General features: G+C 63.8%; 27 protein-coding genes. 17 read left to right on the forward strand and 10 right to left on the reverse strand.

What is annotated here, in order from left to right; translation table 11 throughout:
• The first annotated feature begins 84 nt into the window (after positions 1–84).
• Entirely contained in the window at positions 85–1,227 is a 1,143-nt protein-coding gene (locus HALLA_RS02125; protein ID WP_049951842.1) for an ABC transporter C-terminal domain-containing protein, read from the forward strand.
• A gap of 148 nt (positions 1,228–1,375) precedes the next feature.
• Positions 1,376–2,038 carry an ArsR/SmtB family transcription factor gene (locus HALLA_RS02130; RefSeq protein WP_049951843.1) on the forward strand — a complete coding sequence of 221 codons (663 nt, stop codon included), beginning with the start codon at positions 1,376–1,378 and terminating at the stop codon, positions 2,036–2,038.
• 42 nt (positions 2,039–2,080) lie between these two features.
• Here the strand turns inward: HALLA_RS02130 and HALLA_RS02135 are convergent, their stop codons facing one another.
• Positions 2,081–2,743, reverse strand: a complete 663-nt coding sequence (locus HALLA_RS02135) for a hypothetical protein (RefSeq protein WP_049953974.1) — start codon at positions 2,741–2,743, stop codon at positions 2,081–2,083.
• 184 nt (positions 2,744–2,927) lie between these two features.
• Between HALLA_RS02135 and HALLA_RS02140 the strand changes: the two genes are divergently transcribed.
• Positions 2,928–3,125 carry a hypothetical protein gene (locus tag HALLA_RS02140; protein WP_049951844.1) on the forward strand — a complete coding sequence of 66 codons (198 nt, stop codon included), beginning with the start codon at positions 2,928–2,930 and terminating at the stop codon, positions 3,123–3,125.
• Positions 3,126–3,188: 63 nt separating this feature from the next.
• Positions 3,189–4,439 carry a Glu-tRNA(Gln) amidotransferase subunit GatD gene (gatD, locus tag HALLA_RS02145; protein WP_049951845.1) on the forward strand — a complete coding sequence of 417 codons (1,251 nt, stop codon included), beginning with the start codon at positions 3,189–3,191 and terminating at the stop codon, positions 4,437–4,439.
• A gap of 50 nt (positions 4,440–4,489) precedes the next feature.
• Here the strand turns inward: gatD and HALLA_RS21570 are convergent, their stop codons facing one another.
• Together HALLA_RS21570 and HALLA_RS02150 are read right to left on the reverse strand one after the other, a co-directional pair.
• A complete protein-coding gene (locus HALLA_RS21570) occupies positions 4,490–4,618 on the reverse strand; it encodes a hypothetical protein (RefSeq protein WP_277921471.1) in 129 nt (42 codons plus the stop codon).
• 21 nt (positions 4,619–4,639) lie between these two features.
• Positions 4,640–5,167, reverse strand: a complete 528-nt coding sequence (locus HALLA_RS02150) for a hypothetical protein (protein ID WP_157231313.1) — start codon at positions 5,165–5,167, stop codon at positions 4,640–4,642.
• Between the two features lie 145 nt (positions 5,168–5,312).
• Here HALLA_RS02150 and HALLA_RS02155 point away from each other — a divergent pair, with 145 nt between their 5' ends.
• Positions 5,313–6,272 carry a GNAT family N-acetyltransferase gene (locus tag HALLA_RS02155; protein ID WP_049951848.1) on the forward strand — a complete coding sequence of 320 codons (960 nt, stop codon included), beginning with the start codon at positions 5,313–5,315 and terminating at the stop codon, positions 6,270–6,272.
• A 54-nt stretch (positions 6,273–6,326) separates the two neighbouring features.
• On the opposite strand, the gene HALLA_RS02160 is transcribed toward HALLA_RS02155, so the two are convergent.
• Positions 6,327–6,602 (reverse strand): ubiquitin-like small modifier protein 1, encoded by a 276-nt coding sequence (locus tag HALLA_RS02160; protein ID WP_049951849.1) that lies wholly within the window; start codon positions 6,600–6,602, stop codon positions 6,327–6,329.
• A gap of 120 nt (positions 6,603–6,722) precedes the next feature.
• On the opposite strand from HALLA_RS02160, the gene HALLA_RS02165 reads away from it, so the two are divergent.
• The 3 genes from HALLA_RS02165 to HALLA_RS02175 all read left to right on the forward strand — a co-directional run bounded on the left by HALLA_RS02165 (position 6,723) and on the right by HALLA_RS02175 (position 9,297).
• A complete protein-coding gene (locus tag HALLA_RS02165) occupies positions 6,723–7,385 on the forward strand; it encodes a helix-turn-helix domain-containing protein (protein ID WP_049951850.1) in 663 nt (220 codons plus the stop codon).
• An 81-nt stretch (positions 7,386–7,466) separates the two neighbouring features.
• A complete protein-coding gene (locus HALLA_RS02170) occupies positions 7,467–7,841 on the forward strand; it encodes a hypothetical protein (protein ID WP_157231314.1) in 375 nt (124 codons plus the stop codon).
• Positions 7,842–8,115: 274 nt separating this feature from the next.
• Complete coding sequence (locus tag HALLA_RS02175; RefSeq protein WP_049951852.1) at positions 8,116–9,297, forward strand: NAD-binding protein; 1,182 nt, start codon at positions 8,116–8,118, stop codon at positions 9,295–9,297.
• Positions 9,298–9,356: 59 nt separating this feature from the next.
• Here HALLA_RS02175 and deoC read toward each other — a convergent pair whose 3' ends face one another.
• Positions 9,357–9,992: a deoxyribose-phosphate aldolase gene (deoC, locus tag HALLA_RS02180; protein WP_049951853.1), complete on the reverse strand. Its 636-nt coding sequence runs from the start codon at positions 9,990–9,992 to the stop codon at positions 9,357–9,359.
• A 151-nt stretch (positions 9,993–10,143) separates the two neighbouring features.
• On the opposite strand from deoC, the gene HALLA_RS02185 reads away from it, so the two are divergent.
• The 4 genes from HALLA_RS02185 (at position 10,144) to HALLA_RS02200 (ending at position 13,354) form a co-directional block, all read left to right on the forward strand.
• The gene (locus HALLA_RS02185; protein WP_049951854.1) at positions 10,144–10,965 is read left to right on the forward strand and encodes a DUF63 family protein; all 822 of its coding nucleotides are present in this window, start codon (positions 10,144–10,146) and stop codon (positions 10,963–10,965) included.
• A gap of 59 nt (positions 10,966–11,024) precedes the next feature.
• A complete protein-coding gene (locus HALLA_RS02190) occupies positions 11,025–11,906 on the forward strand; it encodes a carbohydrate kinase family protein (RefSeq protein WP_049951855.1) in 882 nt (293 codons plus the stop codon).
• Positions 11,907–12,047: 141 nt separating this feature from the next.
• Positions 12,048–12,350 carry a HalOD1 output domain-containing protein gene (locus HALLA_RS02195; RefSeq protein ID WP_049951856.1) on the forward strand — a complete coding sequence of 101 codons (303 nt, stop codon included), beginning with the start codon at positions 12,048–12,050 and terminating at the stop codon, positions 12,348–12,350.
• A gap of 275 nt (positions 12,351–12,625) precedes the next feature.
• Complete coding sequence (locus HALLA_RS02200; protein WP_049951857.1) at positions 12,626–13,354, forward strand: nucleoside phosphorylase; 729 nt, start codon at positions 12,626–12,628, stop codon at positions 13,352–13,354.
• A 127-nt stretch (positions 13,355–13,481) separates the two neighbouring features.
• Here the strand turns inward: HALLA_RS02200 and HALLA_RS02205 are convergent, their stop codons facing one another.
• From HALLA_RS02205 to HALLA_RS02225, 5 genes are all read right to left on the reverse strand, one after another.
• Complete coding sequence (locus tag HALLA_RS02205; protein ID WP_049951858.1) at positions 13,482–13,868, reverse strand: hypothetical protein; 387 nt, start codon at positions 13,866–13,868, stop codon at positions 13,482–13,484.
• Between the two features lie 83 nt (positions 13,869–13,951).
• Entirely contained in the window at positions 13,952–14,776 is an 825-nt protein-coding gene (locus tag HALLA_RS02210; protein WP_049951859.1) for a GNAT family N-acetyltransferase, read from the reverse strand.
• A gap of 1,222 nt (positions 14,777–15,998) precedes the next feature.
• A complete protein-coding gene (locus HALLA_RS02215; protein ID WP_049951860.1) occupies positions 15,999–16,742 on the reverse strand; it encodes a hypothetical protein in 744 nt (247 codons plus the stop codon).
• Positions 16,743–16,747: 5 nt separating this feature from the next.
• Entirely contained in the window at positions 16,748–19,381 is a 2,634-nt protein-coding gene (locus HALLA_RS02220; protein ID WP_049951861.1) for an alkaline phosphatase PhoX, read from the reverse strand.
• Between the two features lie 306 nt (positions 19,382–19,687).
• Positions 19,688–20,101, reverse strand: coding sequence for a hypothetical protein (locus tag HALLA_RS02225; protein WP_049951862.1), 414 nt, complete (start codon positions 20,099–20,101; stop codon positions 19,688–19,690).
• A 253-nt stretch (positions 20,102–20,354) separates the two neighbouring features.
• Between HALLA_RS02225 and HALLA_RS02230 the strand changes: the two genes are divergently transcribed.
• The 5 genes from HALLA_RS02230 to HALLA_RS02250 all read left to right on the forward strand — a co-directional run bounded on the left by HALLA_RS02230 (position 20,355) and on the right by HALLA_RS02250 (position 26,016).
• On the forward strand, positions 20,355–21,362 hold the full coding sequence (locus tag HALLA_RS02230; protein ID WP_049951863.1) for a Cdc6/Cdc18 family protein: 1,008 nt from the start codon (positions 20,355–20,357) through the stop codon (positions 21,360–21,362).
• A 177-nt stretch (positions 21,363–21,539) separates the two neighbouring features.
• Positions 21,540–22,289, forward strand: coding sequence for a hypothetical protein (locus HALLA_RS02235; protein ID WP_049951864.1), 750 nt, complete (start codon positions 21,540–21,542; stop codon positions 22,287–22,289).
• 258 nt (positions 22,290–22,547) lie between these two features.
• Complete coding sequence (locus tag HALLA_RS02240; RefSeq protein WP_157231315.1) at positions 22,548–23,255, forward strand: hypothetical protein; 708 nt, start codon at positions 22,548–22,550, stop codon at positions 23,253–23,255.
• Positions 23,255–23,617 carry a hypothetical protein gene (locus HALLA_RS20405; protein WP_084568904.1) on the forward strand — a complete coding sequence of 121 codons (363 nt, stop codon included), beginning with the start codon at positions 23,255–23,257 and terminating at the stop codon, positions 23,615–23,617. The genes HALLA_RS02240 and HALLA_RS20405 overlap by 1 nt, the downstream gene beginning before the upstream one ends.
• The gene (locus HALLA_RS02250) at positions 23,614–26,016 is read left to right on the forward strand and encodes a DNA polymerase domain-containing protein (protein WP_049951866.1); all 2,403 of its coding nucleotides are present in this window, start codon (positions 23,614–23,616) and stop codon (positions 26,014–26,016) included. Before HALLA_RS20405 ends, HALLA_RS02250 begins: the two co-directional genes overlap by 4 nt.
• Positions 26,017–26,072 lie beyond the last annotated feature (56 nt).

The following is a 26,072-nucleotide window of genomic DNA, read 5'->3' on the forward strand; positions in this document are numbered from 1 at the left end:
CCGGATCTGAGCGACGAATACATTCAGTTAAACGATCAGAACGAAGGTTTCCTTTTTTACGGAGTTCGTTCGGATAGAGAGCTAATGACTGCGACTCGTGGCATCAGTATCGTGGTGCTTGTTGCCGTCGTTGGTCTCACGATCGCGCCGCTTGCAACCGCCGGATTCTCGGCTCCGCTTGTCGAGTCCGCCGGTGCCGACATTAGCGATCAGAGCGGTGGGAGCGGCGGACAACCGTCCGCAAACGAAGCGGATCGTACCGGAGCGGCCGACAACGGTACCTCACCGAAAACGGACCTCTCCACGTTCATCCAATCGAACGCCGCTGAAACCGAGGCTGCGGTCGATATCGGGCTGTTCAACGCTAGCTACGACAGCGCTGATACCGAGTTGCGCAAATCGATCCTCAGCCACCGAACGGACGCGATCGAGGACCGGACCGCCGAACTCGAGGCCCAAAAGGAGACGCTGCAAGCGAACGAGGGTGAAATGAGCGAAGCAGCCTACGACGCCCGAATGACGCGGCTTACGATTCAGATCAACGCTCTCGAGAAATCGATCGAGACGGTCGAACAGCGCGCGGTCGATACCGGTTTCAACACCACCGGACTCGAGGAACTTCGTTCAAACGCGGCAGCCCTTGGCGGTCCAAACGTTTCGGCGGTCGCGCAGGGACTGGCAGGGATCGATCTCTCCGATACGTTCTCGACGGGCATCCAGGAACGAGTGAACGAATCGACGCCCGATATGCCCGAGATCGATACGGGGAACGGTACTGACCGACCTGAACTGTCGGCCGGCAATCTGTCGAATGGTACGTTGAACGCCACTGACGTGACCGACGAGGCGATAAACGCCACGAACGGATCAAACCTGATCGAGGGAGCAACAAACGGCACGTCCGTGCTCGATCCAACGGTGGACGAAAACAGCGCCGAGAGCGATGAGGGTGGAACTGAGAACGAGAATGCCACCGAGGATGCAGGCGACCTCGATGGGATCATCTCGGACTCGATCGGCGATATCGGAAGCGACGATTCCGAAGTCGACGGCGGAGAACCCAGTGAGTCGAACGAGAGCGACTCAGACGGGAGCGGGTCAGATGAACCCGCATCAGACGACGGCGGATCGGACGGCAACGAGTCGGACGGAAGCGAAACCGACGAGGATGGCCTCGATGGACTCATTTCGGGCGACCTCGAGACCGAACCCACCCCGGCTCGCTGAGACCGGAGCCGACAGTCGTGTCCCGATAGCTTCACTCGAGCGTTCCGACTGAAACACCATCCGGAGTTGGCATTGGTCCGGTTTTCAAACGCCCATCGTGCGACGAAAGCAGACACGCTTTTCAGCGACCATCGTCTAGACTCCTCCGATGGACTCCGCCGCGTTGCTCGATTTGCTGGGAAACGAAAATCGGAGGCGTATCCTCCGACTATTGGCCCGCAAACCGTGCTACGTCACCGAAATATCGGAGTACCTCGGTGTGAGTCCCAAGGCGGTCATCGAACACCTCCGGAAGTTAGACGAGGCCGGACTGGTCGAGAGTCGAGTCGACGACCAGCGACGGAAGTACTTCCACATCGCCCGAAACGTTCGACTCGAGGTGAACGTCTCTCCGTACGGGTTCGCCAGCAAGAGCGCGTATCCGGCGAACAACAGTGTCGACATCACCACCTGCCGACACCTCTCGGTGGATCTCGCCTCCGAGTCGGGTGACGAACTCGAGGAGCTACTGGCGACGCTCGAGCGCCTCGAAACCCTCGAAAACGAACTGTCGCTGGCCCAGCGGTGGGTTCAGGGACAGCTCTGTGAAACGCTCGATCAGGTGTCGGAAGTCGTCGGCACCGGTCCGGAGAGCCGAATCTACGCCGATCTCCTCGCGAGCGTTCGCGGCGAACCTAAATCGGTCACCGAGCTCGCGGCAGACATCGACGCTCACCGGGATATCGTCGCCGACTTACTCGAGAATATGGCCGACAAGGGGGTCGTCCAGCGAACGGAGCGGGGATGGGAGCTTTCGACCGATAGCCGGTAGCCGACGCGTGTCATTTCCTCCAGTGGGCTACCGGTTACCGCCTCAATCGATATCCTTCGAGAGCCCCTTCTTCAGGTCGCGTCCGAAGTAGTAGCCGACGAGGCAGGCGAGCGCGCCCGTGGTGGTTCCGACCGCGAGCACGCCCTGTGTGAACCCGATCGAAACGAGGATCGCGAAGTTGAACATCGCCGCGATGATCCCGACGGAGGCGCCCGCCGCGGCCATCTCGAGGTACCTGCGTTTGGACGCGATTAGTCCGACCAGAAACGCCGTGGCGAACATGCCGATCATCCGACCGGCGAACGGCAAGACGGTGCTGCCGGCGATCACTCCCGCGCCGATGACCAGTACGAGAGCGAGGTACGCCTTCGGCGAGAAGTAGTTGGTCGGGGACAGCCGCGACAGCGAGAACAGCGACGTAACCGACGACAGTCTGGATCCGCTCGACGCCGAGTCGGATTCGGACTCGGGATCGACGGCGGCGTCGTCCGAGCCGAACGACGGCCACCTCGAGCCGGATTCGGCCGCCTCCTCTGCAGGCCCGTCGGATTCGAACTCGCCGGATTGGGTCGATCGATCGTCGCGACGAGCGCTCGAACTCGACGAACCGGACGACCCCGAAAGCAGGTCATCGGTCTCCTCTAGGAGTTCGTCGGTGGACTTCGGGTCTCGGCTCGTCGTCACCTCGTCCGAGCGATCACTCATGTGCGAATACTGGCCGGCCGACACCATGGGCCTTTCCCTGTCTCCCTCGGCCGCAGTCGCCCGATCATCGAGAGACGCCGTCGACCAGACAGCGCTCTCGAGTCTAATCACAGTTGTTGTGTAGACGAACGACGCGATTCTCGCTGGCGCGCTTTTTTGGCGCTCCGCGTCGTGTACTCGCTCGATGGACGCGGATCTGATCGGTCTCGGAATCCTCGCAACCGTGGGCGGGCTCGCGCTCGCGTACATTGCGCGATACCTGTATCCGCGTCTCGACGCCCCGAAGGACTCGCTGGCCTCGCTGCGCTTTCTCACGGCCCTCATCGTCGGCATCCTGCTGGTACTCGGGTTCGGTCTGATTCTCCTCGGAGCGCTCGGTTGAGGGGTGCCGACTCGACGCGTTCGAAAGCGTGGCTTCAAGTCCGAGCGGCTGCAATCACCGGCCATGAATCCAGGCGATCGCATCCGAGTCGATTCGGACGACCGCACGTACGACGGCGTGTTGCTCCCCTCGAGCACCGACGACCACCTCGTCGTGAAACTCGAGGGCGGGTACAACGTCGGGATCGAGCGCGACGGGACCGATATCGAGGTTCTCGCCGAGGGCGTCTACGAGATCGACGGCGCGCAAGACGGCGACGAGGGGGAGGCCTCGACGGTCGAGTTCGACGACGACCTGCCGACGATTTCGCTCATCTCGACGGGCGGCACCATCGCCTCGACGGTCGACTACCGAACGGGCGCGGTGACGGCCCAGTTCGACGCCGAGGACGTGCTCCGGGCGGTGCCGGACCTCGCCGGGCGGGCAAACTACCGCGGCCGCGTCGTCGCGAACATCCTCTCGGAGAATATGGAGCCGCCGATCTGGCAGGACCTCGCACGGACGGTCCGCGACGAGATCGAGGCCGGAGCCGACGGCGTCGTCGTCATGCACGGCACCGACACGATGCAGTACTCGGCCTCGGCGCTCGCGTTCATGCTCGAGACGCCCGTTCCAATCGTCTTCACGGGCAGCCAGCGCTCGGCCGACCGGCCATCTTCGGACAACGTGATGAACGCCGTTTCGGCCGTCGAGGCAGCCAAGAGCGACTGCGCGGAGGTGCTCGTCTGCATGCACGCGAGCGAGTCCGATACGACCTGCGCGCTCCACCGCGGCACCCGCGTCCGCAAGAATCACACCTCGCGCAGAGACGCGTTCGAAACCGTCGGCGCGGCGCCGCTTGGCACCGTCGACTACGAGAGCGAGGACGTGACCTTCCACCGAGCACACCAGGAACGCGACGCGGTCGACCTCGAGCTATCGCCCGCCCTCGAGACCGACGTGGAACTCGTGAAGTTCACGCCCGGCATGGACCCTGCCTTCCTCGAGATCGCCGAGGGCTCTGCGGGACTGATCATCGAGGGAACCGGTCTCGGACACGTCCACACCGACCTCATCCCGAAAATCGAGGAACTGATCGAGGACGGCACGACGGTCGTGATGACCAGCCAGTGTCTCGAGGGCCGGGTCTGCGACCGGGTCTACGACACCGGCCGCGACCTGCTCGAGGCGGGCGTCCTCGAGGGCGAGGACACCCTGCCGGGCACCGCGAAGGTCAAGCTGATGTGGGCGCTCGAGAACAGCGAGAACGTCGACGAAGCAATGGGAACGTCGCTTGCGGGCGAGATTCAGGAGCGCTCTGTCCCCTGGGAGTAGCGAGGCGTTTCACCGGTTCCGGCGGCGTTTCGACCCGACGACGGCCGGTATCAGGTGCTCGACTCGCGTAGCTGTACCTTCCGCCCGTAGAGGAGCATCCAGAACCCGAGCATGACAGTCGCAAAGCGCATCAGTTTCATGTCGTTCGTTTCCGTCGGCGGCTGGTACGACTGGTCCACCGCCTGGTAGTACGACCCCTCTTATTCGACGATTCGATACGCTTCCCAGACTTCGATCGGCTCGTCGGTCACAGTCTGGCCCAACTCGATCGATTCGACGGCGGCATCGTCGCTGTCGATCCGGCCTTCGCTTACGACGCTCTCCTCGATGAACTCTTCTTCCGTGACCGGCTCGTGTGTGAGCGTTACCGTGCCGTTGCCGTCGTGGGTTGTCACTGGCCGAACCATCCCGTCTCCCAGCATATAGATCGTGTCGCTCTCTCGAGTGCCAGCATCGATATCCTCCTCGAACTCGTCTACGTCCATTACCAGATCCTCGGCGTCGACCATATGCTCGAGCGTACAGCCCCTGGCTTCGAAGTCCGTGAAACACTCCCTGACGTTCGGTGCCTGATGGGCGACGCTCCGTGGAAGTTCATCGGAGGGCACCTCTTCGACCTCGTATTCGTAGGACAAATCGGTCGTGACCGGACCGTGGAGAATCGGTCCGACGATCAGGAGGGAGCCGATGACCATCAACAGGACGGCATACTGGAGTCGAGAAGGCATTGGCTGAACATGTGAACGCCCCTGAATGTATCTTCTGATCGCCGCTTATCGCACGACCGTTGATCGGCTCTGCCTTCCGGGTCGCTCTGCGTCGTGCGAAGCGCTTTCATATCGCTCCAGCCAATTGCCTAGCGTTCGATCGACGATGACAACAGGTTCAGACGCCGATGCCGTGGAAATCCGCCGCGCGACCCACGACGATTACGAGGACGTGGCCGCGTTCACCGGCCGGATCTGGGCGAACCGGGGCGGCGATTACATCCCCGACGTCTACCACGACTGGCTCGAGGACGACGACGAGACGGGAAAGAAGACGTTCCTCGCCGAACTCGAGGGCGACGTGGCCGGCATCGTTCAGGGGGTCATGCTCTCGCCCGAGGAGGCCTGGTTTCAGGGCATGCGCGTCAATCCCGCCTACCAGCGCCGGGGCGTCAGCCAGCGGCTCAACGAGGCGTCCTTCGAGTGGGCTCGCCGGCGGGGCGCGACGATCGGTCGCGTGATGGTCTTCTCGTGGAACTCGCCGTCGCTCGGGGCGGCCCGAAAGAGCGGCTTCGAACCGATCACGGAGTTTCGCTTCGCCACCCCCGAACCCGACGCGGACGCGTCCGGGCCGCTATCGGTCTCGAGCGATCCCGCCGACGCGTGGCGCTTCTGGCACGAAAGCGACGCCCGCGATCACCTCCGCGGGCTCGGGATGGCGCTCGAGCAAAGCTGGGCGCTCAGGGAACTCACGCGCGAGGACTTCTCGAGGGTCGCCGATGAAACGGCGCTGTTCGTGGTCGAGGGCGGCGAATCCGCCGACGGCTTCGCGACGCGCGACCGGAACGGTGCCCGCGCGATTGCCTATCGAACGCGAACCATGGAGCCACCCGACGACGGCGAAGAGACGACCCTCGCCGAGTACGGCGTCGGAGCTTGGGCGGATGTCGACGCGGCGCGGTCGCTGTTCGCGGCCATCGCTCGAGACGCCGCGGCGATCGGAGCCGACGAGACTCGAGTGTTGATCCCCGAAACGGCCGAATACGTTAGCGACGCCTCCTACGCCGGCGTTGGCGTCGCGGACGAGCCCGATTTCGTTCTGGGGATCGACCTGAGCGGCGCTTGATATCCGTGGCCACACAGAGCGTCTGACTCGACTACTGCTGGAGAATCGAGCCGCCTATCCGCCGCTGACGGGCGGAAACAGCGCCAGTTCGTCGCCCGCTTCCAGGTCCGTCTCGAGGCCCTCCTCCTGTGTCAGGACGTTCGTTCCGTTGCGGAGGATGTTGATCTGCGATCGCAACTCGCCGTCTTCGAGCACCCGATCCTCGAGCGCCGGTCGATCCGCGAGCAGCGCCTCGAGGGCGTCTTCGACCGTCGCACCGTCCTCGACGTCGACGGAGACGTGTTTGTCACCCGCCAGTTCGGCGAGGTCGGCGAACAGCTTCCAGTTCATGTGCGGCCGTATCAGCGCCGCGGGCAAGTAGCTACCGCTCTCAGGAGTGTCGGACCGTCTGTCGATGACTCCGTGATTTTCCGGCCGCGAACTTATTCCGCTCAGTCCCATATCCGGGTTATGAGCGTTATTGCGGAGTTTTCGGTCAGATCGGAGGATTTCGCGTTACACGGTGCGCTCACCGCAGCTCCGAACATGATCGTCGAAATCGAGCGAATCGTTGCAACACAGAAAGACCGGGTGATGCCCTACTTTTGGGTCAGCGGCGGCGACCAATCCGAATTCGAAACCGCGTTCCGCGACGACGATTCCGTACAGAATATCACCGCCGTCGACGACGTGGAGGACGCCAAACTCTATCGCACCGAGTGGACCGAGAACATCCAGGCGGTCGTCTTCGCGTACGTCGAAATCGGCGCAACGATCCTTCAGGCTACCGGACGCGGCGAACGGTGGGAACTACGGATGCGCTTTGACGACCGTGATACGTTGTCGGAATTCCAGACGTACTGCGACGAGCGGGAGATCTCGTTCGAACTCACCGGTCTTACCGAGCAAGAAGAGCCGATGGCGAGTTCCCAGTACAACCTCACGTCGAAACAACGCGAAACGCTGGTTACTGCGCTCGAGGCGGGGTACTACAACGTCCCGCAGAAAGTGACGATGAGCGACCTGGCGGACGAACTCGGGATCACACAACAGGCGCTTTCGAAGCGATTTCACGCCGGTCATCGGAATCTCATTACGAGCGTATTGACCGTCGGCCGTCCCGACGACAAGTAACACCGCAAGACTGTCACGGTATATATACGGTTGGTCTATACAACCCCGATTTCTATTCATCGGAAAGCACAATTAGGAATGATGACCGATCTTCGACGGACTGAAACGAACCGCGGGATCACCGCTGCGGTTTTCGGCCATCGGACTGAGCATCACAACCGTAAGTCCGTGTCCGACGGCCCTCGCAGGCGACGACTCTGGTTGCTCGAGAACCACACGGCGCCGCGAGACCAGGAAGGCAAACTCGTCCGCAAGATCGAAACGCACAGTACGACCGTTCGGACGGACGCGAAAACGCGACGAGCTGGCTCTCGCCGTAGAACGCCGCAATTCACGGATCGACGGATCGTCCACTGTGATCGGTGGAACGGCTCGGTGACACAACCCGAACACGGTACGGGACTCGAGCGCCGATACGCCCATCTCACGGGTGAGTACGATGTCGAAGATGCGTGACCGAGTGAAAGCGGCCGCGAGATGCGATGAATGCGGCGCGATCTACTCGGCGTGGAAACTCCCCGACGGTTCGATTCGGATCATCGGACGAAAGGACGGCTGTCGATGCGGTGCAACGTCGTTTCAAATCTTGCGTGACTGACGACACTGCCCGGTATAGATCCCAACGCGACGATGGGTACGTTCGGATTGTCGATCGAAATTGAGCGGCGGGACTCGCTTCGCGGCGCGCCGAACGAAGAGGCTTATCTGACCGCGCGTCCGATCCGGCTGTATGAGCGGCGAGCGCTCGCTCGAGTGGCTCCCGAGCGACTGGAAGTGGCTGGTGACGACGCGGGTAGCCGTCGGGCTCGCCCTCGTGGTCGCGTTGTTGTCGGTCGTTACCGGGGTTATCCAGATCGGCCAGTCGAGTGTCGGCAGCGGTCCGCTCGCCGGGGAGGTCCCGGTCGTCGTCCAGGAAACGGTCGGATTTACCGGCGCGCTGACCGGCTTTCTGATGGTCGGAAGTACACTCGCCCTGCGACGCGGCCTGCGAGCCGGCTGGTACGCGACGCTGATCCTCCTCCCGGTGACGGCGATTCAGGGGTTGTTGCAGGTCAGCGAGTACTCCTATCCGCTCGTCTTTCTCTCCGTGCTCACGATCCCGTTCCTGCTCGCCAGCCGCAATCGATTCGACAAGAAACTCTCCCTGACGACGACCCAGCTGGCCGCCGGGGCCGCGCTCGTCGGCGTGCAGGCCTACGGTACGTTCGGCTCCTACACGTTGCGCGAGAGCTTCGACGGAATCAACACCCTACTCGACGCCTTCTACTTTACGCTCATCACCTCGAGCACCGTCGGCTACGGCGATATCGGTCCGCAGACCCAGGGTGCCATCTTGTTTACGATGTCCGTCGTCGTCCTCGGTGTCGCCAGCTTCGGTATCGCGATCGGTGCCCTCGTCGGCCCTGCGATTCAGGCTCGTATCTCGAAAACCTTGGGAATCATGTCAGACTCAAAGATAGAACTCATCGACCGACACGTCCTCGTGCTCGGCTACGGCGAACTGACAGAACCGATCGTCGACGAACTCGCGACCAGCGGCGAATCGTTCGCCGTCGTCACGGACGACGAACACGCGGCCGAATCGCTCGCAGAGCACGAGGTCCCGGTCGTCGTCGCCAACCCCAGCGACGAAGAACCCCTCGAGCGAGCCCACATCGAACGGGCTCGAGCGATCCTCGTCGCGACGGATACGGACGCCGAAGACGCGCTGACGATCCTTACGGCTCGCCAACTCGCACCCGAGACGCCAATTATCTCCGCCGCGACGGACCGCGAAAACATTCCGAAACTCGAGCGCGCGGGGGCGGATACGGTTATCAGCCCGGCCGTACTCGGCGGTCATCTGCTCGTCCGATCCGCGCTGGGAGAGGACGACTCGGATCTCATCGATCGGATCGTCAGCGACGAGTGATATTCCAATCGCGGCGTGGCTGACGACCGGACTACTCGGGAACGTCCAGAAAGTGGGCGCTACTCGGGAGCGTCCTCGAGAACCTCGACGCCGCTCGAGGCCCCGATCCGCTCGGCACCGGCCTCGATCATCTCCATCGCCTTCTCGTAGCTCCCGACGCCGCCGCTGGCTTTGACGGGGAGGTACTCGCTCATGAGCTCGACGTCCTCGACGGTCGCGCCCCCATCGGCAAACCCGGTCGAGGTTTTGACCATCGTGGCGTCTGCATCGACGGCCGCCTGACAGGCGTCGTGTTTCTGCTCGTCGGTCAACAGCGCCGTCTCGATGATCGCCTTCACCGGGATCGGCACGGCGGCGACGAGTTCCTCGAGTTCCGCGGCGACGGCCTCGAGTTCACCCGCTTGCAGCCGGCCGACGTTGATCACGACGTCGAGTTCATCCGCGCCGGCCTTCCACGCCAGGACGCCCTCGCGGCGTTTCGTGTCGTGGTCGTTCTGTCCGTGGGGAAAGCCGATGACCGTCGCGAGCGTTACGTCGGGCGCGTACGACGTGGCTTCCTCGAGATGGTACGGCGGGATACAGGCGTTCATGCCGTACGCCGCGGCGTCATCGAGGACGGCTTCGATGTCAGCGGGCGTCGTTTCGGGGCCGAGGACGGTGTGGTCGATCAGGGGTGCGAGTTCGTGCCGGTCCATACCATGACGAACGACCGGAGGATGAAAAACCCGTCCGGTTCCGTTCACTCGCCACGGCGAGGGATCGAGAGCCGCCCATCTGGCGGCCGACTCGAGGCCGATCCGTGCGGATCGGAAACGGTTAGTCGCTGGCACGTACCAGTTGCCGTATATGGTGCTCCCAGAGGGATTCGCCGTCCCGCCGCTGGAACTTCTGGTGCCGCTCTTGTGCGCCTTCGTCGCTGCCCTCGCACTGGTGTGGAAAACAGCTCCGCCCGTGACCGACCGGACGGTGCTCGCGTTCGCGCCCTGGATGGTACTGGGATCGACGTTCTACGTGCTCTATCAGGTCGCCGCCGTCCCCGAGGCGGTCAGTCCGTTGTTCGGTGCGCCGGTCGTCTACGTGACGACGGCGACGCTCGCGGGATTCGTCTGGATCGGCGGTCTATCCCTCCACCGAGCAGGATTCTCGCAGTCTGCTGAGACCGTGCTCGGCGCAGTCGGTGCCGTCTGCTTCGTCGGCGCTGCGGGCTACGCCCTGCGAACCGGTCTCGAAACCGGGACGCTCGAGGCCTTTTGGCCCGGTGTCTCGGTCATCCTTGCGGCGATTCTCACCGCGCTCGCCTGGGTCGGAGTGAGCCAGTGGGCGAGTGAAACCGCGGCGCTAACGGGCACGACGGGAATTCTCGTCGTCTTCGGGCACGCACTCGACGGCGTTTCGACCGCCGTCGGCTACAGCGTTCTCGGCGCGAGCGAGAGCGTTCCCGCCTCGCAACTGATCCTCGCCGCCGGCAAGGCGCTCCCGACGGCCGAGTATATCGGCGCTGGCTGGCTGTTCGTCGTCGTCAAGCTCGCGCTCGCGCTGGCCGTCGTCGGCCTGTTCAAAGAGTACGTTCGCGACGCGCCGCGACAGGCGCGGCTCCTGCTCGCCTTCATCGCCGCCGTCGGGCTCGGCCCCGGCGTTCACAACGTGTTGCTCTTTACGATCGCCTGATGCTTTCAGTTCCTGAACGCAACTGTTTTTCTCCCGCGGGGCCGTTCTCCGAGCCGTGAATGGTCACGGTGCTCACCGCCGGTCACGTCAACTGGGACGTGACCCTTCGCGTCGATAGATTCCCCGAACCTGACGGCGAGGCAGCTATTCGATCCCGGCACCAATCCGGAGGCGGGAGCGCCGCCAACGTCGCGACCGCGCTGTCGGGACTCGAGATCGAGACGGGTATCATCGGAAGCGTCGGCGACGACGAACACGGGATCTCGGCCCGGCGAGACCTCGAACAGTCGGGGATCTCGCTCGACGGGCTTCACGTCGTCGAGGACGCCGCGACCTCCGTGAAGTACCTCCTCGTCACCGACTCGGGTGCGGTTTCCGTGCTCGGAAACGACGGCGTCAACGAAGCGATCGGCCCCGAGGATGTCGATCCCGAACCGATCCAGTCGGCTGACCACATCCACCTGACGGGACAACGACCCGACACGGCCGCCGAAATCGCGCGGCTGGGAACGCAGTCGGGGTCGACCGTGAGCTTCGATCCGGGCCGTCGGCTCGGCGACCGCGAGTACACTGAAACGCTCGCGCTGGCCGACATCATCTTCGCGAACGACCGGGAACTCGAGACGATGGTCGATACCGACGACGACGTCGCGGCGTTTACCGAAGGGACGGTCGTCGCCAAACACGGGCAAGACGGCGGGAAGGTCCACACGCCGGACGGATCGTTCGTCCACGACGGATTCGAAGTCGACCCCGTCGATACGAGCGGCGCAGGCGACGCCTTCGCCGCGGGCTTTATCGCCTCGCACTTTCGAACGGGAGATCCGAAAGCCGCGCTCGAGTACGCAAACGCCTGTGGCGCGCTCGCCGCGAGTCGAGCTGGCCCGCGAAGCGCGCCGACGATCGACGCCGTCGAAACCTTTCTCGAGTCTCGAGGGTGACCGACACGGATATATAATCTGTCGTGAAAGATTCGGACCCAGCGCCTGCTGAAGTTCTCACCCAGTGTCGTCTGACGGTAGCTATATACCCGACGCCGTTGGCCGTTTGACCAGGAAGTCACGATCCCGTGACTGAGAGACATGATGAAAGGTACCCCCTGGGCGTCTGCACCTGGAGACAACCGCACGCACGTCCAATACGACAGACGCGACGACGAGCCGCCGAGCGTCGCCGTTGCAACGGCACTCGCATCGTTTCACAACGAGGACGTGACCGCTGGCAGTACCCAACTCTACCAGTACATCGACCCCGACGCGCTCGACGACCTCTTCGAGAGCACCTTCGGCGGGGTCGACCGAGCGGCCGGAACGGTTCGGTTCGAGGTCGACGACGCAATCGTCGTGGTCCGGCCCGAACGAGTTCACGTTTACGCTGCCCACTGATCGATGAATTACCCGCACAGGAGTCGCCTGTGCGGACTCGACCGTGCGCGGACACCGCTTTGCGGGCTCGAGAGGTCGATATCCGCGCCGGCCTCTAATCCACCAACCTCTAACCCGTAGCCTCTAATCGCCAGCACTGATTTCTACCGGCGCTTGCACGCTCATCAACCACTTTATCGACCGCTATCGCCTGTTCGCCGCCGCTCTTTTTGTCCACCGCGGCGACCTGATCGGACTGGAGAAGGTTTTTCTCGCCGCCCGCGGAACCGGTGGGTATGGCGACACAACCGCATTTACTCGTCGATGAGGGCGACCTGACGGATATCGCGTTGATCCCCGGCGATCCGGGACGCGTCGATCGAATCGCGAGCCACTGCGACGACTCAGAGACCATCGCACAGAACCGCGAGTACAAGGTCGTCAACGCGACCTACGATGGCCAGGAACTAACCATCTGCTCGACCGGGATCGGCTGTCCGTCGGCCGCCATCGCCATAGAGGAGCTGGCGAACGTCGGCGTCGAGACGTTCGTTCGCGTCGGGACGACCGGCGCACTCCAGTCCGACATCGAAATCGGCGACATGATCGTCGCGACGGGCGCGGCCAAAAACGAGGGAACGAGCAAGCGGTACGAGGCCGTCGAGTACCCGGCCGTTCCGGACTACGAGGTGCTCTCCTCGCTCGTCGACGCCGCTGAGGCGAACGGCGAAGACGTTCACGTCGGCCCCATTGCAAGCGACGACGCCTACTACGCGGAAACGTCCGAACACGTCGATGACTGGGAAGACGCGGGGCTGCTCTCGGTCGAGATGGAAGCCGCCGCGGTCTTCTCGCTTGCGCGCCGCAAGGGGCTGCGCGCGGGCGCGATCTGTACCGTCGACGGCAACCTCGTCGAGGGTACGCAGAAAGGAACCGACACCGAAGACGACGAACTGCCCGAGAAAGCGAAGAACAACGTCGGCCGAGCGATCGATCTTGCACTCGAGGCCGCGACCGAACTCTAGGCGTCTCTGCTCGTCGATCGCGGTTTCTTCTCATCTCAGTCCGTCGTACAGCTTGCTAACTGCTCGAGCGAGTGCTCGACGGAGAGCATCATCCGTCGTCGATCCTCACTCGCCTGTTATCTGTGGGTTACATGTCTCTAAGCCGGATACCGTCCTCGACGAGTCTGGCGTTTCGTTCCCGATCGAGCCGGTCACCCAGATCGTCGTGTTCGTGTAGCTGGGCGATCACGTCGGCGTAGAGGGTTCGCCACGAGATCGCGTAGATGGGCGACTGGCCCCACGCGCGAAGCTCCGGAACCAGTTCGTCGTAGGTCTCGAGTCGGTCTTCGAACCGCTCGATCACAGTGAGCACGGTCGCGGCAGCCTCGCTTTCGTCCTCCGCGTCCTCGAGCGCTCGGTTGAGCCGCTGCTCCCAGCCGGCGACGGCGCGTTGCATGTCCATCGCGGCGTCGTCGCTATCCGCTGGAAGCTGCTCGAGCACCGGTTCCGGAACGCCGAGTGAGATGTCGTCCATACTCGGAATAGGTGGGCCCTCATCAAGAAACCTGCAGGAGATGCGCACGTCAGCTGACTCACTTCCACCGTCGCGCTTTCCGCCTACTCGAGCCAGGTTCCAAGCAGCACTTCGTCGGCGAACGAGCCGTCGATGCAGTACTGTCGCTCGCGCTCGCCTTCTCGCTGCCAGCCCTGATCCGCGAGAAACTCGATCGCCCGCTCGTTCGTCGCCGGCAGGTTCTGCGTGATCTTTCGGTAGCCGGCGTCTTTCGCCCACTCGAGGCCGTACTCGAGGAGTTCCGAACCCACTCCTTCCCGACGAATCTCGGGGCGAACGCCGACGGTAACCTCGGCGGTGTGGCGAAGCGACGGCAGCTCCGGTGCGTCGAGGTGGAGCCACCCGACGACGTCGGACCGGGGTTCGGATTCCGTGTCGGCGTCCGGTTCGAACTCGGCGACGAAGAACACGCGCGAGCGGTCTTCGTTGGCCCGGACGAGCGCCGAGTCGCGCTCGAGTCGTTCGGCCACGTTCTCTGCAACGATGTACCGTTCCTCGCTTGCAACCTCCCGCATCGCGTCGACGAGCCCATCGCGGTCTGTCTCCCGCGCCGGACGGATTCGAACGATACCGTCCTCGAGTTCCGCGGTTCGCTCCGGCGCGGTCACGCTGATCCGCAGGTGGCCATCGGTCTCGAGGAGGTAGCCGCCCCTCTTCAGCTCGTCGAGCGCGTCTTGTAGTCGTTCGCTCGAGAGCCGAACCTGCTGGCGGTACTCTGCTGACCGGGCCGGTTTCGACTGCGACCCGCCCGCGTCGACGCGGATCGCTCGAGCGAGTTCGTCGGGCGGGACAGCGCCGTTTCGCTCGACGTATTCGTACACCCGCTGCTGTACGGGGTCGTCGAACGCAAACGTCGGATGGGTGTTCATGGTAACCGAACCCGGCGACGGCGACCATAATTATGGACACCGTACTATCGATCCGGTTCGGCGAAATTCGGGAAAACGACGGCTTTCCGGACCACAATAGACCGTGCCCGTCCGCGAGGAATTTGATTTCCACCTGCGCGCTCGACTCGAGCGCGCTGTCTCCCCGCGTTCGTGATCCGACCTTGTCATCGCGCCCTTCCGAATTTAATATCCCATTATATGGTTTATCGTGTCTGCTCGTCATCGGTTTTCGTCGAACTTCCGTCGAGAGCTAGCTTCGATGATCGGCGGTCTTCGATGGTCGAGGAGCCGGTGGTGACGGGTATTTTTTCGAGTGGGTGATGGTGGTTCGTCGATGCTCGAGCAGCGTGGCACAAGATGGTGCGATCTCAGGGTGGAGATCGAACAGTGGTGCCTGGACACGCCAATGCGGTGTCGGTGGACGATTATCTGGCCGTGTAGCGATAGATGAGGTAGACGAGAGTGCGACAGACGAGGTAGACGAGAGTAAGCCAGTAATCCATACGCGCGCGTATTACGCAAAATCCACCGAGGAACATACCCCGGGCAATCCTCACTGAGACATTCGATTGAGAAAGACTGACTGTGGTCTCCTCTCTCGAGTCGTCCAACCGTCGGTTTGCGCTGTCGTCATCAGAGCCAGCCGCGTTATTGCTGGTCAGTATTATCAAACTGACTCTCGAACGCGACTCGAGTCGTCGCTTCAGTGGCAGTTGCGTTAGTCGGCGTTCTCGTTCTCGGGTTATCTCGAGCCCGCGCCGTCTCGGTCAGTGACGCGGTCGATTTCTCAACCTGCAGGGGACTCGGGATGCGATCGCTGTTCGATGGATATTCAGGAGCCGATTCTCAGACCTCGCAGGCGAGTTATCCGAGGTCAATTTCTGAATTCTCTTGCGATGTCGACGGTTCGGCTGGATCTCTCGAGCTGGGTTTCGCGGCCGTTCATCAGGGGTTCGAGCGGCTGTTTCGGCGATCCAATCGTCGATCGGATTGGAGTTGCAGTTATGCAAACGGATCTGCGTCCTCGAGGATCGCAACACGGCTCGCGAATGGTTTCGTCAGCTCTCTCGATTGAGCCCTCCTTGCCAATAAACCATATGTTGCGATACTGAATTGCGCTATCCAGTCCACGAGGCACCTCTCTCGGCGCCGTTCGTTCGACTCGCTAAAAAATGGCGTCTCGAGCGGCCGTTTGCGATCGCTAGGATCGTCGTGCGACCAGTGTGATCGTGAGCGCCGCGATGGCCGCGAGCGCGGGTCCGATAGCGAAGCCGGGGACCGAATCTCCGTCCGAGCCGTCATCTTCTGCGGATTCGTTCTGTGACGCAGATTCCTCCCCGCCGTCGCCGACGGTGAGGGTGCCGGCCGCTCGAGCCGGATCGATGGCGTCGCCGCCGTCGGCGTCGAGTTGGGCGTCCGAGACGCGCAGGTTCGTCTCGCCGTGATCGACGCCGGTGACGTCGATCTCCGCCAGCGTGACGTCCGTTTCGCCGGACGTGACCGCATCCTCGAGGTCGATCGCTTCGACCGTGACCGTTTGCTCGTCGCTACTCACGACGGGATCGGTCGTGAGTCCGAACCGATCCGGATAGCTGGCGTTTCCGATTGTCGCGACGCCCTCGGTCTCGAGCGCAAGCGTGACCTCGAAGCCCGCCAGTCCATCCGGCGCGTCAGTCAGCGCGATGCGGTGTGTCGCGGTGGACTGGGGATCGACCGTCTCGTTGGAGACGACGAGCGTCGGGTCGGCTGCCGCGTCCTGGCTCCCGACGGTCGCGCTGGGAGTCGATTCGGCTCCGGCGACTGCGACCGGTCCGATCGCGGTCGATCCGACCGCGACGAGAATCGCCACCGTGGCGATGACCGTCCGGATCGTCCGCCGTCGGTTCGGCGGTTGACCCGGGACCCGCGCGTCGGTGGTCGGCCCGCTCGAGTCGGTTCCACCCATCGGGGTCACAGTTCGCCGGCGAGCGCGACGATGTCGTTGTAATCGATGCGGCCGTTCTCGTTGAAGTCGAACGCTTCGTCGTTCAGCCGGACGGAATCGCCTTCGATGTTCTCGAATAAGACGACGACGTCGTCGTAGTCGAGTCGGCCGTTTCCGTTGACGTCCTCGAACGTCCCGTCGCCGTTGGGGTCAGTTGGCGGACGGCCGCCGGGTCCGCCGCCGAGCGACGGCGGCCCGGTGACGACGACGCCGGGTCGGGGCTGGGGATCGATGGGCATCCCCGAATCGTCGTCCATCGTGTGGACCTCGAGCGTGATGTCGGTCGTCCCCGCGCCGACGCCCTCGAGTTCGATCGACGCCAGCGTGACGTTTCGCTCGCCGGATTCGATCCCGTTTCCGATATCCGCGAACCGGAATTCGATCGTCGAACCGTCGTCGCTGACGGTCGGATCGGCGGTGAGTTCGATGCCGTCGGCGTAGTTCGCGCCCGTAATTTCGGCGACGTCCGTGTGTTCGACGGACGCGGTGATGCGCCCGCCCGCGAGTCCGTCGGGAACCGACGAGAGCGTCAGATCGACCTCGCCCGTCGCCTCCTGACTGACTCCGAGGGAGTCGACGTGGAGCGTTGCCGGCGGCTCGTAGACCCACAGGGTGTCGTTGGCATACGAGCGGCCGAATCCGCCCTTGTCCTCACAGAGCAGGACGCGGCCGTCGTCCATCACCATCACGTTGTCGACGTTGATCAGCGAGACGTCCTTCAGCGACTCGGGGTCGCTCGCGTTCGGGCCGACGACGATCGGTTCGAGTCTCGAGACGTCGTATCCGGCCTCGAGTTCGGCGCGGTAGACGATGCCGCTGTCGACCTCGTCGAACCGGAGTTCTCCCTTCTCGTCGGTCATGTATCCGCTGAGCGAGGAGATGCCGAAGTAGATGAAGTCGCCGGGTTCGGCGTCGTCGTGGGAGTCGATCCCTTCGGCCTTGTTGAACTCGATGCTGGCTCCGATCTCCTTGGCGGCGGCGCGGGTCTCGAGGAACGGAACGCGGCGCAGGTTTTCGTCGACCTCATCGGGACCGCGTTCTTCGTACTGCCGGGCCCACTCGACGATCTCCTCGTCGGTGATATAGTCCCGATTGCCGTTGATGGCGACTTCCTCGTCGGCCTCGGCGAGGGCGGCCTCGAGGTCGTCCTCCCAGTCGGTCTCGGCGTGGGTCTCGAGGTAGTCGACCTGCGTCACGTCGTCGTAGTCCGTGATCCAGGACTCGACTTCGGCGTTGCTCGCGCTGCCCAGCTCGAGCCACTCGACCTCGAGGTCCGTCTCGGCGACGGGACCCTCGCCGACTTCGGTCGCTTTTATGGCGAAGAGCGTGCCGCTGACGTCCGCTCGGCTCTCGTACTCCGGAATCGGCTCGTCGGCGACGAACTTGTAGAGCCCCTTCGCGCCGCCGTCGGCGGCCAGATAGACCGTCCGCTCGTCGGGCAGGACTTCGGGGCATTCCCACGACGACCGGCCGAAGACGTGGTGTTTGACGGGGATCGGCTCGTCGCTCGTCGGCTCGGTGATCTCGACGATCTTACCGTAGCGGTAGCGATTCGGGAACACGTCGTCGCCGATGGGCTGGGGCGTGTCCTCGCCGTCTTCGATGTCGACCGGTTCGGCGCCGAGATGGTAGGCGATCTTCTCGGTGCCTCTGTTGTTGCTCAGCCCCATCGGGTACCAGCTCTCCTCTTCACCGAAGATTTCCACGAGAGCGTTCTCGACGCCGAGAATATTCGGGCGGTTCCAGAACTCACTTCCGCCGCGGAGGCCGACCCCGCTGCCTTCCTCGACGATGTCGCTGACCGTCGCCAGGCCGCCAACCCGCGGGTGGCCGTACTCCTCTTCGGCCGACAGCGGCGTCTCCCACGGACTGAGGTCGCCGTAGCAGTTGATCTTCGTTCCGCCGACCTCGCGGAACGCCTCGGTGTTCTCGAGTTCCATCGCGTTCTCGAGGTCGGCCTGCCAGTAGCCGTCCTCGTCGCGCGAGAGCGGCGTTCGCGAGATCGCGCCGGGGCGCGTCTCGTTGTTGGTAAAGAGGTATCCCTCGGTTCCCTCGTCGTTCGTCGAGACGAAGAAGTTCATGTCGGGCTGGTCGCCGACGCCCTCGTAGCCCTCCTCGACGACGTCGGCGATGTCGGTTCCGTCGGGGGTTTGCGGGTGGCCGAATCGCTCGGTCCCGCCGTTGATCTCGTCTCCCGTCCGAACGAGGAGACGATACTGTCCGCCGGCCGTCTGCACCTGGGCTTGTTCTGCGTTCGTCCGCGGCGGTGCTAGCTCCTCGAAGTCGTCGTTGTTCCCGTCGAACGTGAATCGGAAGTCGTCGACGACGCCGACGCCGCCCCAGTCGAACGGTTCGGGGTTGTCTTCGCTCGGGTGCTGTAGGCTGTAGAGCAACTCGCCCGTTTCGAAGACGAACGGCCCGGTCACCTCGGCACCGCGCGCCGTCGTCGAGAAGCGTTTGAGTTCTCCGTTGACGTACGGCGCCGTCGGCGTGTCGTGTTCGTCCGGTCGATCCGCCGCGCCAGCGGTACCGACCACGCCGGCACCGACCGCCGCTGCCATCGACGATGCCATCAGATTACGTCTGGTAAATTCGGGCATGCAACTTGATGGCCGAATCATCGATAAATAGACGTTTATAATAGGTATAATAAACGCTATTACCAATATATTTTCTGTAGATATTATCCTGTATACTAACTGAGTCTCCCGATGACTATTGACCGATACGGAGGACTCGAGACCGGGCGTCGTGTCGTACGGTCGGTCGAATCGTCGTGGCGGAAATGATCGGCAGTTGGCCAGTCACACGACTCGAGAGCGTCTCGACTCGTTACCGAACGGTGAACCACAGGAACGAGTGGAATTCCCGCGGGAGGTGAAAAACGGCTTTCGGACGGAACGCAATTACTCGAGGTTCTGTGCCGTCACTTCGCCTCGTATTTCCTCGGCCCGGTCGTGGACCCACGAGCGATACCGGTCGATATCGGTCGGCGTGACACCGTAGAACGACGCGACCCAGTTCGTATCGGCCCAGGGAAGCGTCAGGAGGTACGCGGCGAGGGTGTCTTTGCCGGCCTGAATAATCTCCGGCGGCACGCCGCGAGTGCCGGTGTCAGCCTCGACGAATCCGTTGACGTCGAAGTAGACGTCGGCGTACAATCGAGCGTCCTCGAGGCTGTCGAAGGTGATTCCGACGTGGTCGGGCGCCTCGAACCGGTAGTCGTCGCCGGCCCCGTCGGTTTCGACGATACGAACTCCCAGTACGTACTCCTCGAGCACCGAGCCGTCGGCGTCGGAAACGGTATCGGACGTAGACATGAGTTGGTTTCCTCGATTTCAGGCGCGGCCACCGCACCATTAAGAATTTATATGATTGCTATATTCTCCTCGAGACCGAAACGTATCGTCACATCCTTTTCGAGAGCGGACGATGCGCTATCGAACGTCCATCGGTTGATTCGACCCCGCGTCGAATCAATCGCCGATTCACCATCGCGACGACCGGTCCGATTTCGGAACTATCGGAACCACCGCACCGTCGCTTAAGGGAGTGGCACCCGAACCACGAGCCGTGATCGTCGACGACCGCGTCTTACACGAGGATTTCGTCCCGAGCGAGGTGGTCCACCGCCACGAGGAGGTCAACCACCTCTCGGAGACCCTCGAGCCGCTGCTTTCCGACGCTCGGCCCGAGACCGCCTTCCTCTTCGGTCCGACCGGCGTCGGCAAGACCTGTATCGCGCGCTACACCGTCGACCAACTGTGCGAGCAGCTACCGAGCGTTCGGACCGTCTACGTCAACTGCTGGCAGGAGTACACCCGATTTCGGGTGCTCTACAGCGTTCTCGAAGCCATCGACCGAGCGTTCGACATCCATCGATCGACGCCCAAAGACGAACTCTTCCGGCGTCTTTCGGACGCGGACGACCAACCTATCGTCGCGATTTTGGACGAAGTCGACCAGCTCGAGGAGACCGAAGTGCTCTATGACCTCCATCGGCTCCCTCACGTCTCGCTCGTGCTGATCGCCAACCGCGAGGAGGAGCTGTTCGCGAGCTTCGACGACCGCGTTCGCTCCCGACTGCGGGCCGGCACCCGCGTCCAGTTCGACCGCTACGGAACGGACGAACTCGTCGCGATCCTCGAGGAGCGCGCCGTGCAGGGGCTCGAACCGGGCGCGATCGACGAGCGCCACCTTCGAACCGTCGCCGACGCCGCGGCGGGTGACGCCCGCGTCGGGATCGGAATCCTTCGCTCGGCGGTTCGTCGCGCGGATCGACGCGGCCTCGAGTCGGTCACCGACGACGTGCTCGCCGAGTCGATCCCGGACGCGCGGACGGCGATCCGCCGCAAGACCGTCGAACAACTGATCGAGCACCAGCGGGTGCTCTACGACCTCATCGCCGAGGCGGGCGAGATCGAACCCGGCGAACTCTACGCGGCCTACGAGGCGGCGGTCGACGACCCGAAGACCAACCGGACGCTGCGAAACTACCTGACGAAGATGGTCCACTACGACCTGATCGAGGCCGTCGGCGAGCGCCGAGGACGGACGTACCGGCTCGTCGACGACGAGTAGGGCGGAGCGCCGATCGTCTCGTCGACGAATCGGACGTGGTGAGCGCCTGTCGCCTCGTCGGCGAGTCGGCTGCAGCGGGTCCCACCATCTCGAGCGGCTTACAGTTCGCTGCGCTGATCAGTTCGCGTGGGTGACCACCTGCAACCTACATCCCTGTCGGCGTGGTCCATTCTCGAGATGTCCGCAAGCGGTCTATCGACACCCCTCGCGTTTCTCGTCGCAGTCTCTGCCGTCGCGCTCGCGCTCGTCCACCTCTTCGTCGGCAGACTCGAGCTCGTAGACCGCGTTCCGCGAAGTCGCTGGCTCTCGTTCGCGGGTGGAGTCTCCATCGCGTACGTCTTCGTCCACATCATCCCGGAGATCCACGAGGCCGTCCTGGCGGTCGCCGGCTGGGACCCCGTCGTGTCGTTCGCCGAGGCGCACGTCTACCTGATCGTGCTCCTCGGGTTCGTCGTCTTCTACGGCCTCGAGCAGTACGTTCGGTCGTCGAACGTCACGGCCATCCGGTACGGCCTCGAGCCGAGTACGGGCGTCTTCTGGATCCACGTGGGGTCGTTCGCCGCGTACAACGGGCTCATCGGCTACCTGCTGGTTCACCGCGAGGACCCCGGCGTCGCGGGGTTGGCGACGTTCGCCGTCGCGATGGCGTTGCACTTCGCTGTGAACGATTCAGGGCTTCGGTCCCACCACGGCCGGCTTTACCACGACTACGGGCGCTGGGTGCTGGCGGCGGCGGTGCTCGTCGGTTCCAGCGTCGGGTTCGCCGTGGAGATCACAGAACCGCTCGTTTCGGTACTCTTCGCCTTTCTCGCCGGCGGGATCATCCTCAACGTGATCAAGGAGGAACTGCCAGCCGAACGCGAGAGTCGGTTCTGGGCGTTCACCCTCGGCGCGACGATGTACGCCGCGGTCTTATTGTTCGTCTGAACGCCACAGTCCTGCTGTTCGTCTGGACGACGCGTCCTGTTTCGTCTGGCGGTCACCGTTTCGGTCCGATTGCCCGATTTCTGTCGCCATCTCTGCCCGGGTTCCGTCGCGTCTCCCCTCGTTTCGGAACTCGAGCGATCGCGGCGATCGCTCGAGCGCTCCCCCGTCGTTCCTCCCGAACGCGCTCGAATCCGTTCCTATCGGAAATCCGGAACCCGCGTTCCGCCGCTTATGGACCGGCCGGCCGACCGTTCGGGTATGTCACGCCTCGAGTTCGAACCCGGACTGACGTGCTGTCGAGTGCCGTCGCCGCGGTCGCCGATCCTCCACGAACTGGTCTGTTCGCGGCTCGCGGAAACCGTCGGCACCGCCTACTGGATCGACGCGGGAAACGTCGCCTCGACGCGGGTGCTGTACGACTGCGCCTCGAGTCCCCGCGTCCTCGATTCGCTTCGCATCGCGCGGTCGTTTACGGCCTACCAGCACCACTCGATCGTTCGCCGCGTCGTCGAGAAAGCGACCCCGCGAACGTCGGTGATCGTCGCGCCGAACGTCGTCGGCAGGTATCGCGACGACGACGTTCCCGCCTGGGAGCGCGACGAACTGCTCGCGGCGAGCCTCGAGACGCTGGCCGAACTCGGCCGGGCGCTCGAGGTTCCGGTGCTGGTGACGGCGGTGAGCGATTCGGCCGAAGAGCGGGTCGCCGAGCACGCAGATTACCGCGTCGAGTGCATCCGGACGCGGGAGGGCGTCCGTCTCGAGGGCGACGGCGCGGAGACGATGGGCTACTGGCAGGGAACCTACTGGCAGACGACGATCCCCTACTGGGTCGATTGCTGCGGCGTCGCCGACCGGATCGATCCCGTCGTCGCGGCGGCCGACCGCGGGCTGTTCGACGCGGTTCCGGAACCGGGTGGCTCAAGCGGCGGGTCACCGTCGGCACTCGAAACGGAGGTGTCGGGGTGATGGGCCGGACGAACCCGACCTACCGCGACGCGGCCGCGAGCCTCGAGTCCGAGTGGAGACCGATGCGTCGCGCGCTTCGCCGCGAGTACCAGGACGATTTCGACCGCCTGTTCGAGCGCGCTCGCGGGTTCGCCGACGCGGCGGGCCACGCGAACGCGACCGATCCCGAACGCGCGCTCTTGCTATCAGTGCTGCTCGCCCACGAAGTCGAACTTCGGCAGGTACGCGGGCGACTCGAGGAGGCGGAGCGTCGACTCGAGGACGCCGAGGGACGACTCGAGCGGGTCGAGACGGGACTCGAGCGGACGGAAACGAGTCTCGAGACGACGGAAACGGAATTCGAGGGGGAAGAGAGCCCGTGACCGAGCCTTACACCTTCGAGTTCGAGGACGAACTCGTCCGCGAGTGGCACCTGACCACAGACGGTGCGACGTTTCGGGAGGTCGAGCACTACCGGCCGTCGCTGTTCGTCTCGGCACCCGACCTCTCGAGTCTCGAAGAGCGCCTGCGGTCGGATCCGAAGGTTTCGGGGACGACTCGCGAGCAGTGGGCCGCCGACCTCCACGAGAGCCACGTCGACGAGCGAACGGAGTTCCTACGGGTCAGCGTCGAGCGCGTCGGCGAAATTCGGACGCTGGCTCGAGAGCTCCGCGGGGCCGCCGGACACGAGCGGTACGCGCCCGGCACGATTCGGCTGTACGACGTCGACCTCGATCCGGGTTTTCGGTACTGTCTCGACAACGGGATCGATCCGACTCCGGAGCGGGGACCCAGAGCGTCGCAGGGTTCCGACCGCGGGCTCCGGACCCTCGAGATCGAGATCGACGATCCGGGGTTGGCCGACGAAGACGTCTCGGAGCTACGACTCGACGGCGACCTGGTCACCGGCGACCCCGCGGACGTCTGCTGGTCGATCGGTCGCCGACTCGATCGGGTCGATCCGGACGTGCTCGTCTTGAGCCACGGCGACCTCGTACCCGTCCTCGAGTCGGCGGCCGCACAGGCGGGGATCGACGAGTTCCACCTGGGACGGCTCCCCGGCTGGCGGCGCGTCGCGGGTGCGAACACCTACGAGAGCTACGGCGCGGTCGGCCACTCGCCGGCCCGATACAGCGTCCCAGGGCGAGCCATCGTCGACAGATCCAACAGCTTCCTCTGGCACCAGTCCGGCCTCCCGGGGCTGCTGTACATGGTCGAACAGACGGGACGGCCCTTACAGGAGGTCGCCCGCGGGAGCATCGGCACGCTGTTGACCTCGAGACAGATCCGACTCGCGCGAAACGAGTACGACGTGCTCGCGCCCCAGAACAAGTGGGAGCACGAGGAATTCAAGGATGTCTCGACGCTCCACGCCGCCGACCGCGGCGGATTTACGTTCTCCCCGGAGGTCGGCTTTCACGAGGACGTCCACGAGATCGATTTCGCCTCGCTGTACCCGCGGATCATCTGCCAGCGAAACGTCAGCCCCGAGACGATTGGCTGTGACTGCGCTCACGGATCCGACGACAATGCGTCGAGTAATCACGGACCTACTGGCGGCGTGTCGAGCGAGCATGGACACGACGGCCGCGCGCCGAACGAACACGAACCAGACGGCAACGATGCATCGACGTTCGACTCCGCACGCGACGACGCAGCTACCGTTCCGGGACTCGAGTACGATCGTTGTTCGGAACCTGGCTTCCTTCCAGAGGTCCTCACACCCCTGCTCAACGACCGCGCCGAGATCAAACGGCAACTCGAGTCAGATTCGCTCGCGGACGATGCGGCGAGACGGCTCCGGGCCGAGTCGGGCGCGATCAAGTGGGTGCTGGTGTCCTGTTTCGGTTATCAGGGCTATCGAAACGCAAAATTCGGTCGCATCGAGTGCCACGAAGCCATCAACGCCTACGCGCGAGACATCGCCCTGCGGGCGAAAGCGCGACTCGAGGACGGCGGCTGGCACGTCGTCCACGGCATCGTCGACAGCCTCTGGGTGACGGCCCGAGCGGATGACCCGGAACCGCTCGAGGCGGTCACTGCGGAGATCTCGAGTTCGGTCGGCATCGACCTCGAGCACGACGGGCGCTACGAATGGGTCTGTTTCGTCCCGTTGCAGGACTCGAGCGAGCGATCGTCGTCTCCCCGGTCTCTGCCGTCTCGTCGCTCGCGTTCGGACTCCCGTTCCCACGCAGACCGAACCCCTCGCCCGGGTTCGACTCCGCCGGGCGCGGGCGCGCTCAACAAGTACTTCGGCAAGCGCACGGACGGGAGCTACAAGTTCCGCGGGATCGAGACCCGCCAGCGGAGCACGTCCGAATACGTCGCCGAGAGCCAGCGCGAGTTCGTCGCGGTTCTCGACCGCGAGCGCGACCCGGCGGCCGTCTGCGACGCGCTCGAGGCGCGGATCGGGCGGCTCCGACGCGGCGCGGTCGATCCCGACCGGCTCGTCCACACGAAACGCGTCTCGCGTCGACTCGAGGAGTACAGCCAGCGCACGCGGACGGTCGCCGCCCTCGAGCGGTACGACCGACGCGGGATCGACCGTCACCCCGGCCAGTCGGTCGAGTACGTCGTTGCCGACGACGACGCGGGCGGCAGAGAGCGGGTCCGCCTCGCGTTCGAGGACTGCCCGTCAGTCGACGTTGAACACTACTCGAGCCTGCTCGTTCGCGCCTGTGAGAGCGTCATCTCGCCGCTGGGATGGGATCGACGCAGGATTCGAGAACACCTTCGGGACGGACGAACGGTTCGGCTCTCGACGTTCGCGTCGCCGGAGTGATCGTGTTTTGCAGTGGGTTCTCGGTTTCGCTTTCGACCCGAACGACGGTCCGTCGA

Source organism: Halostagnicola larsenii XH-48 (assembly GCF_000517625.1).
In the GTDB taxonomy this organism is placed as follows: domain Archaea; phylum Halobacteriota; class Halobacteria; order Halobacteriales; family Natrialbaceae; genus Halostagnicola; species Halostagnicola larsenii.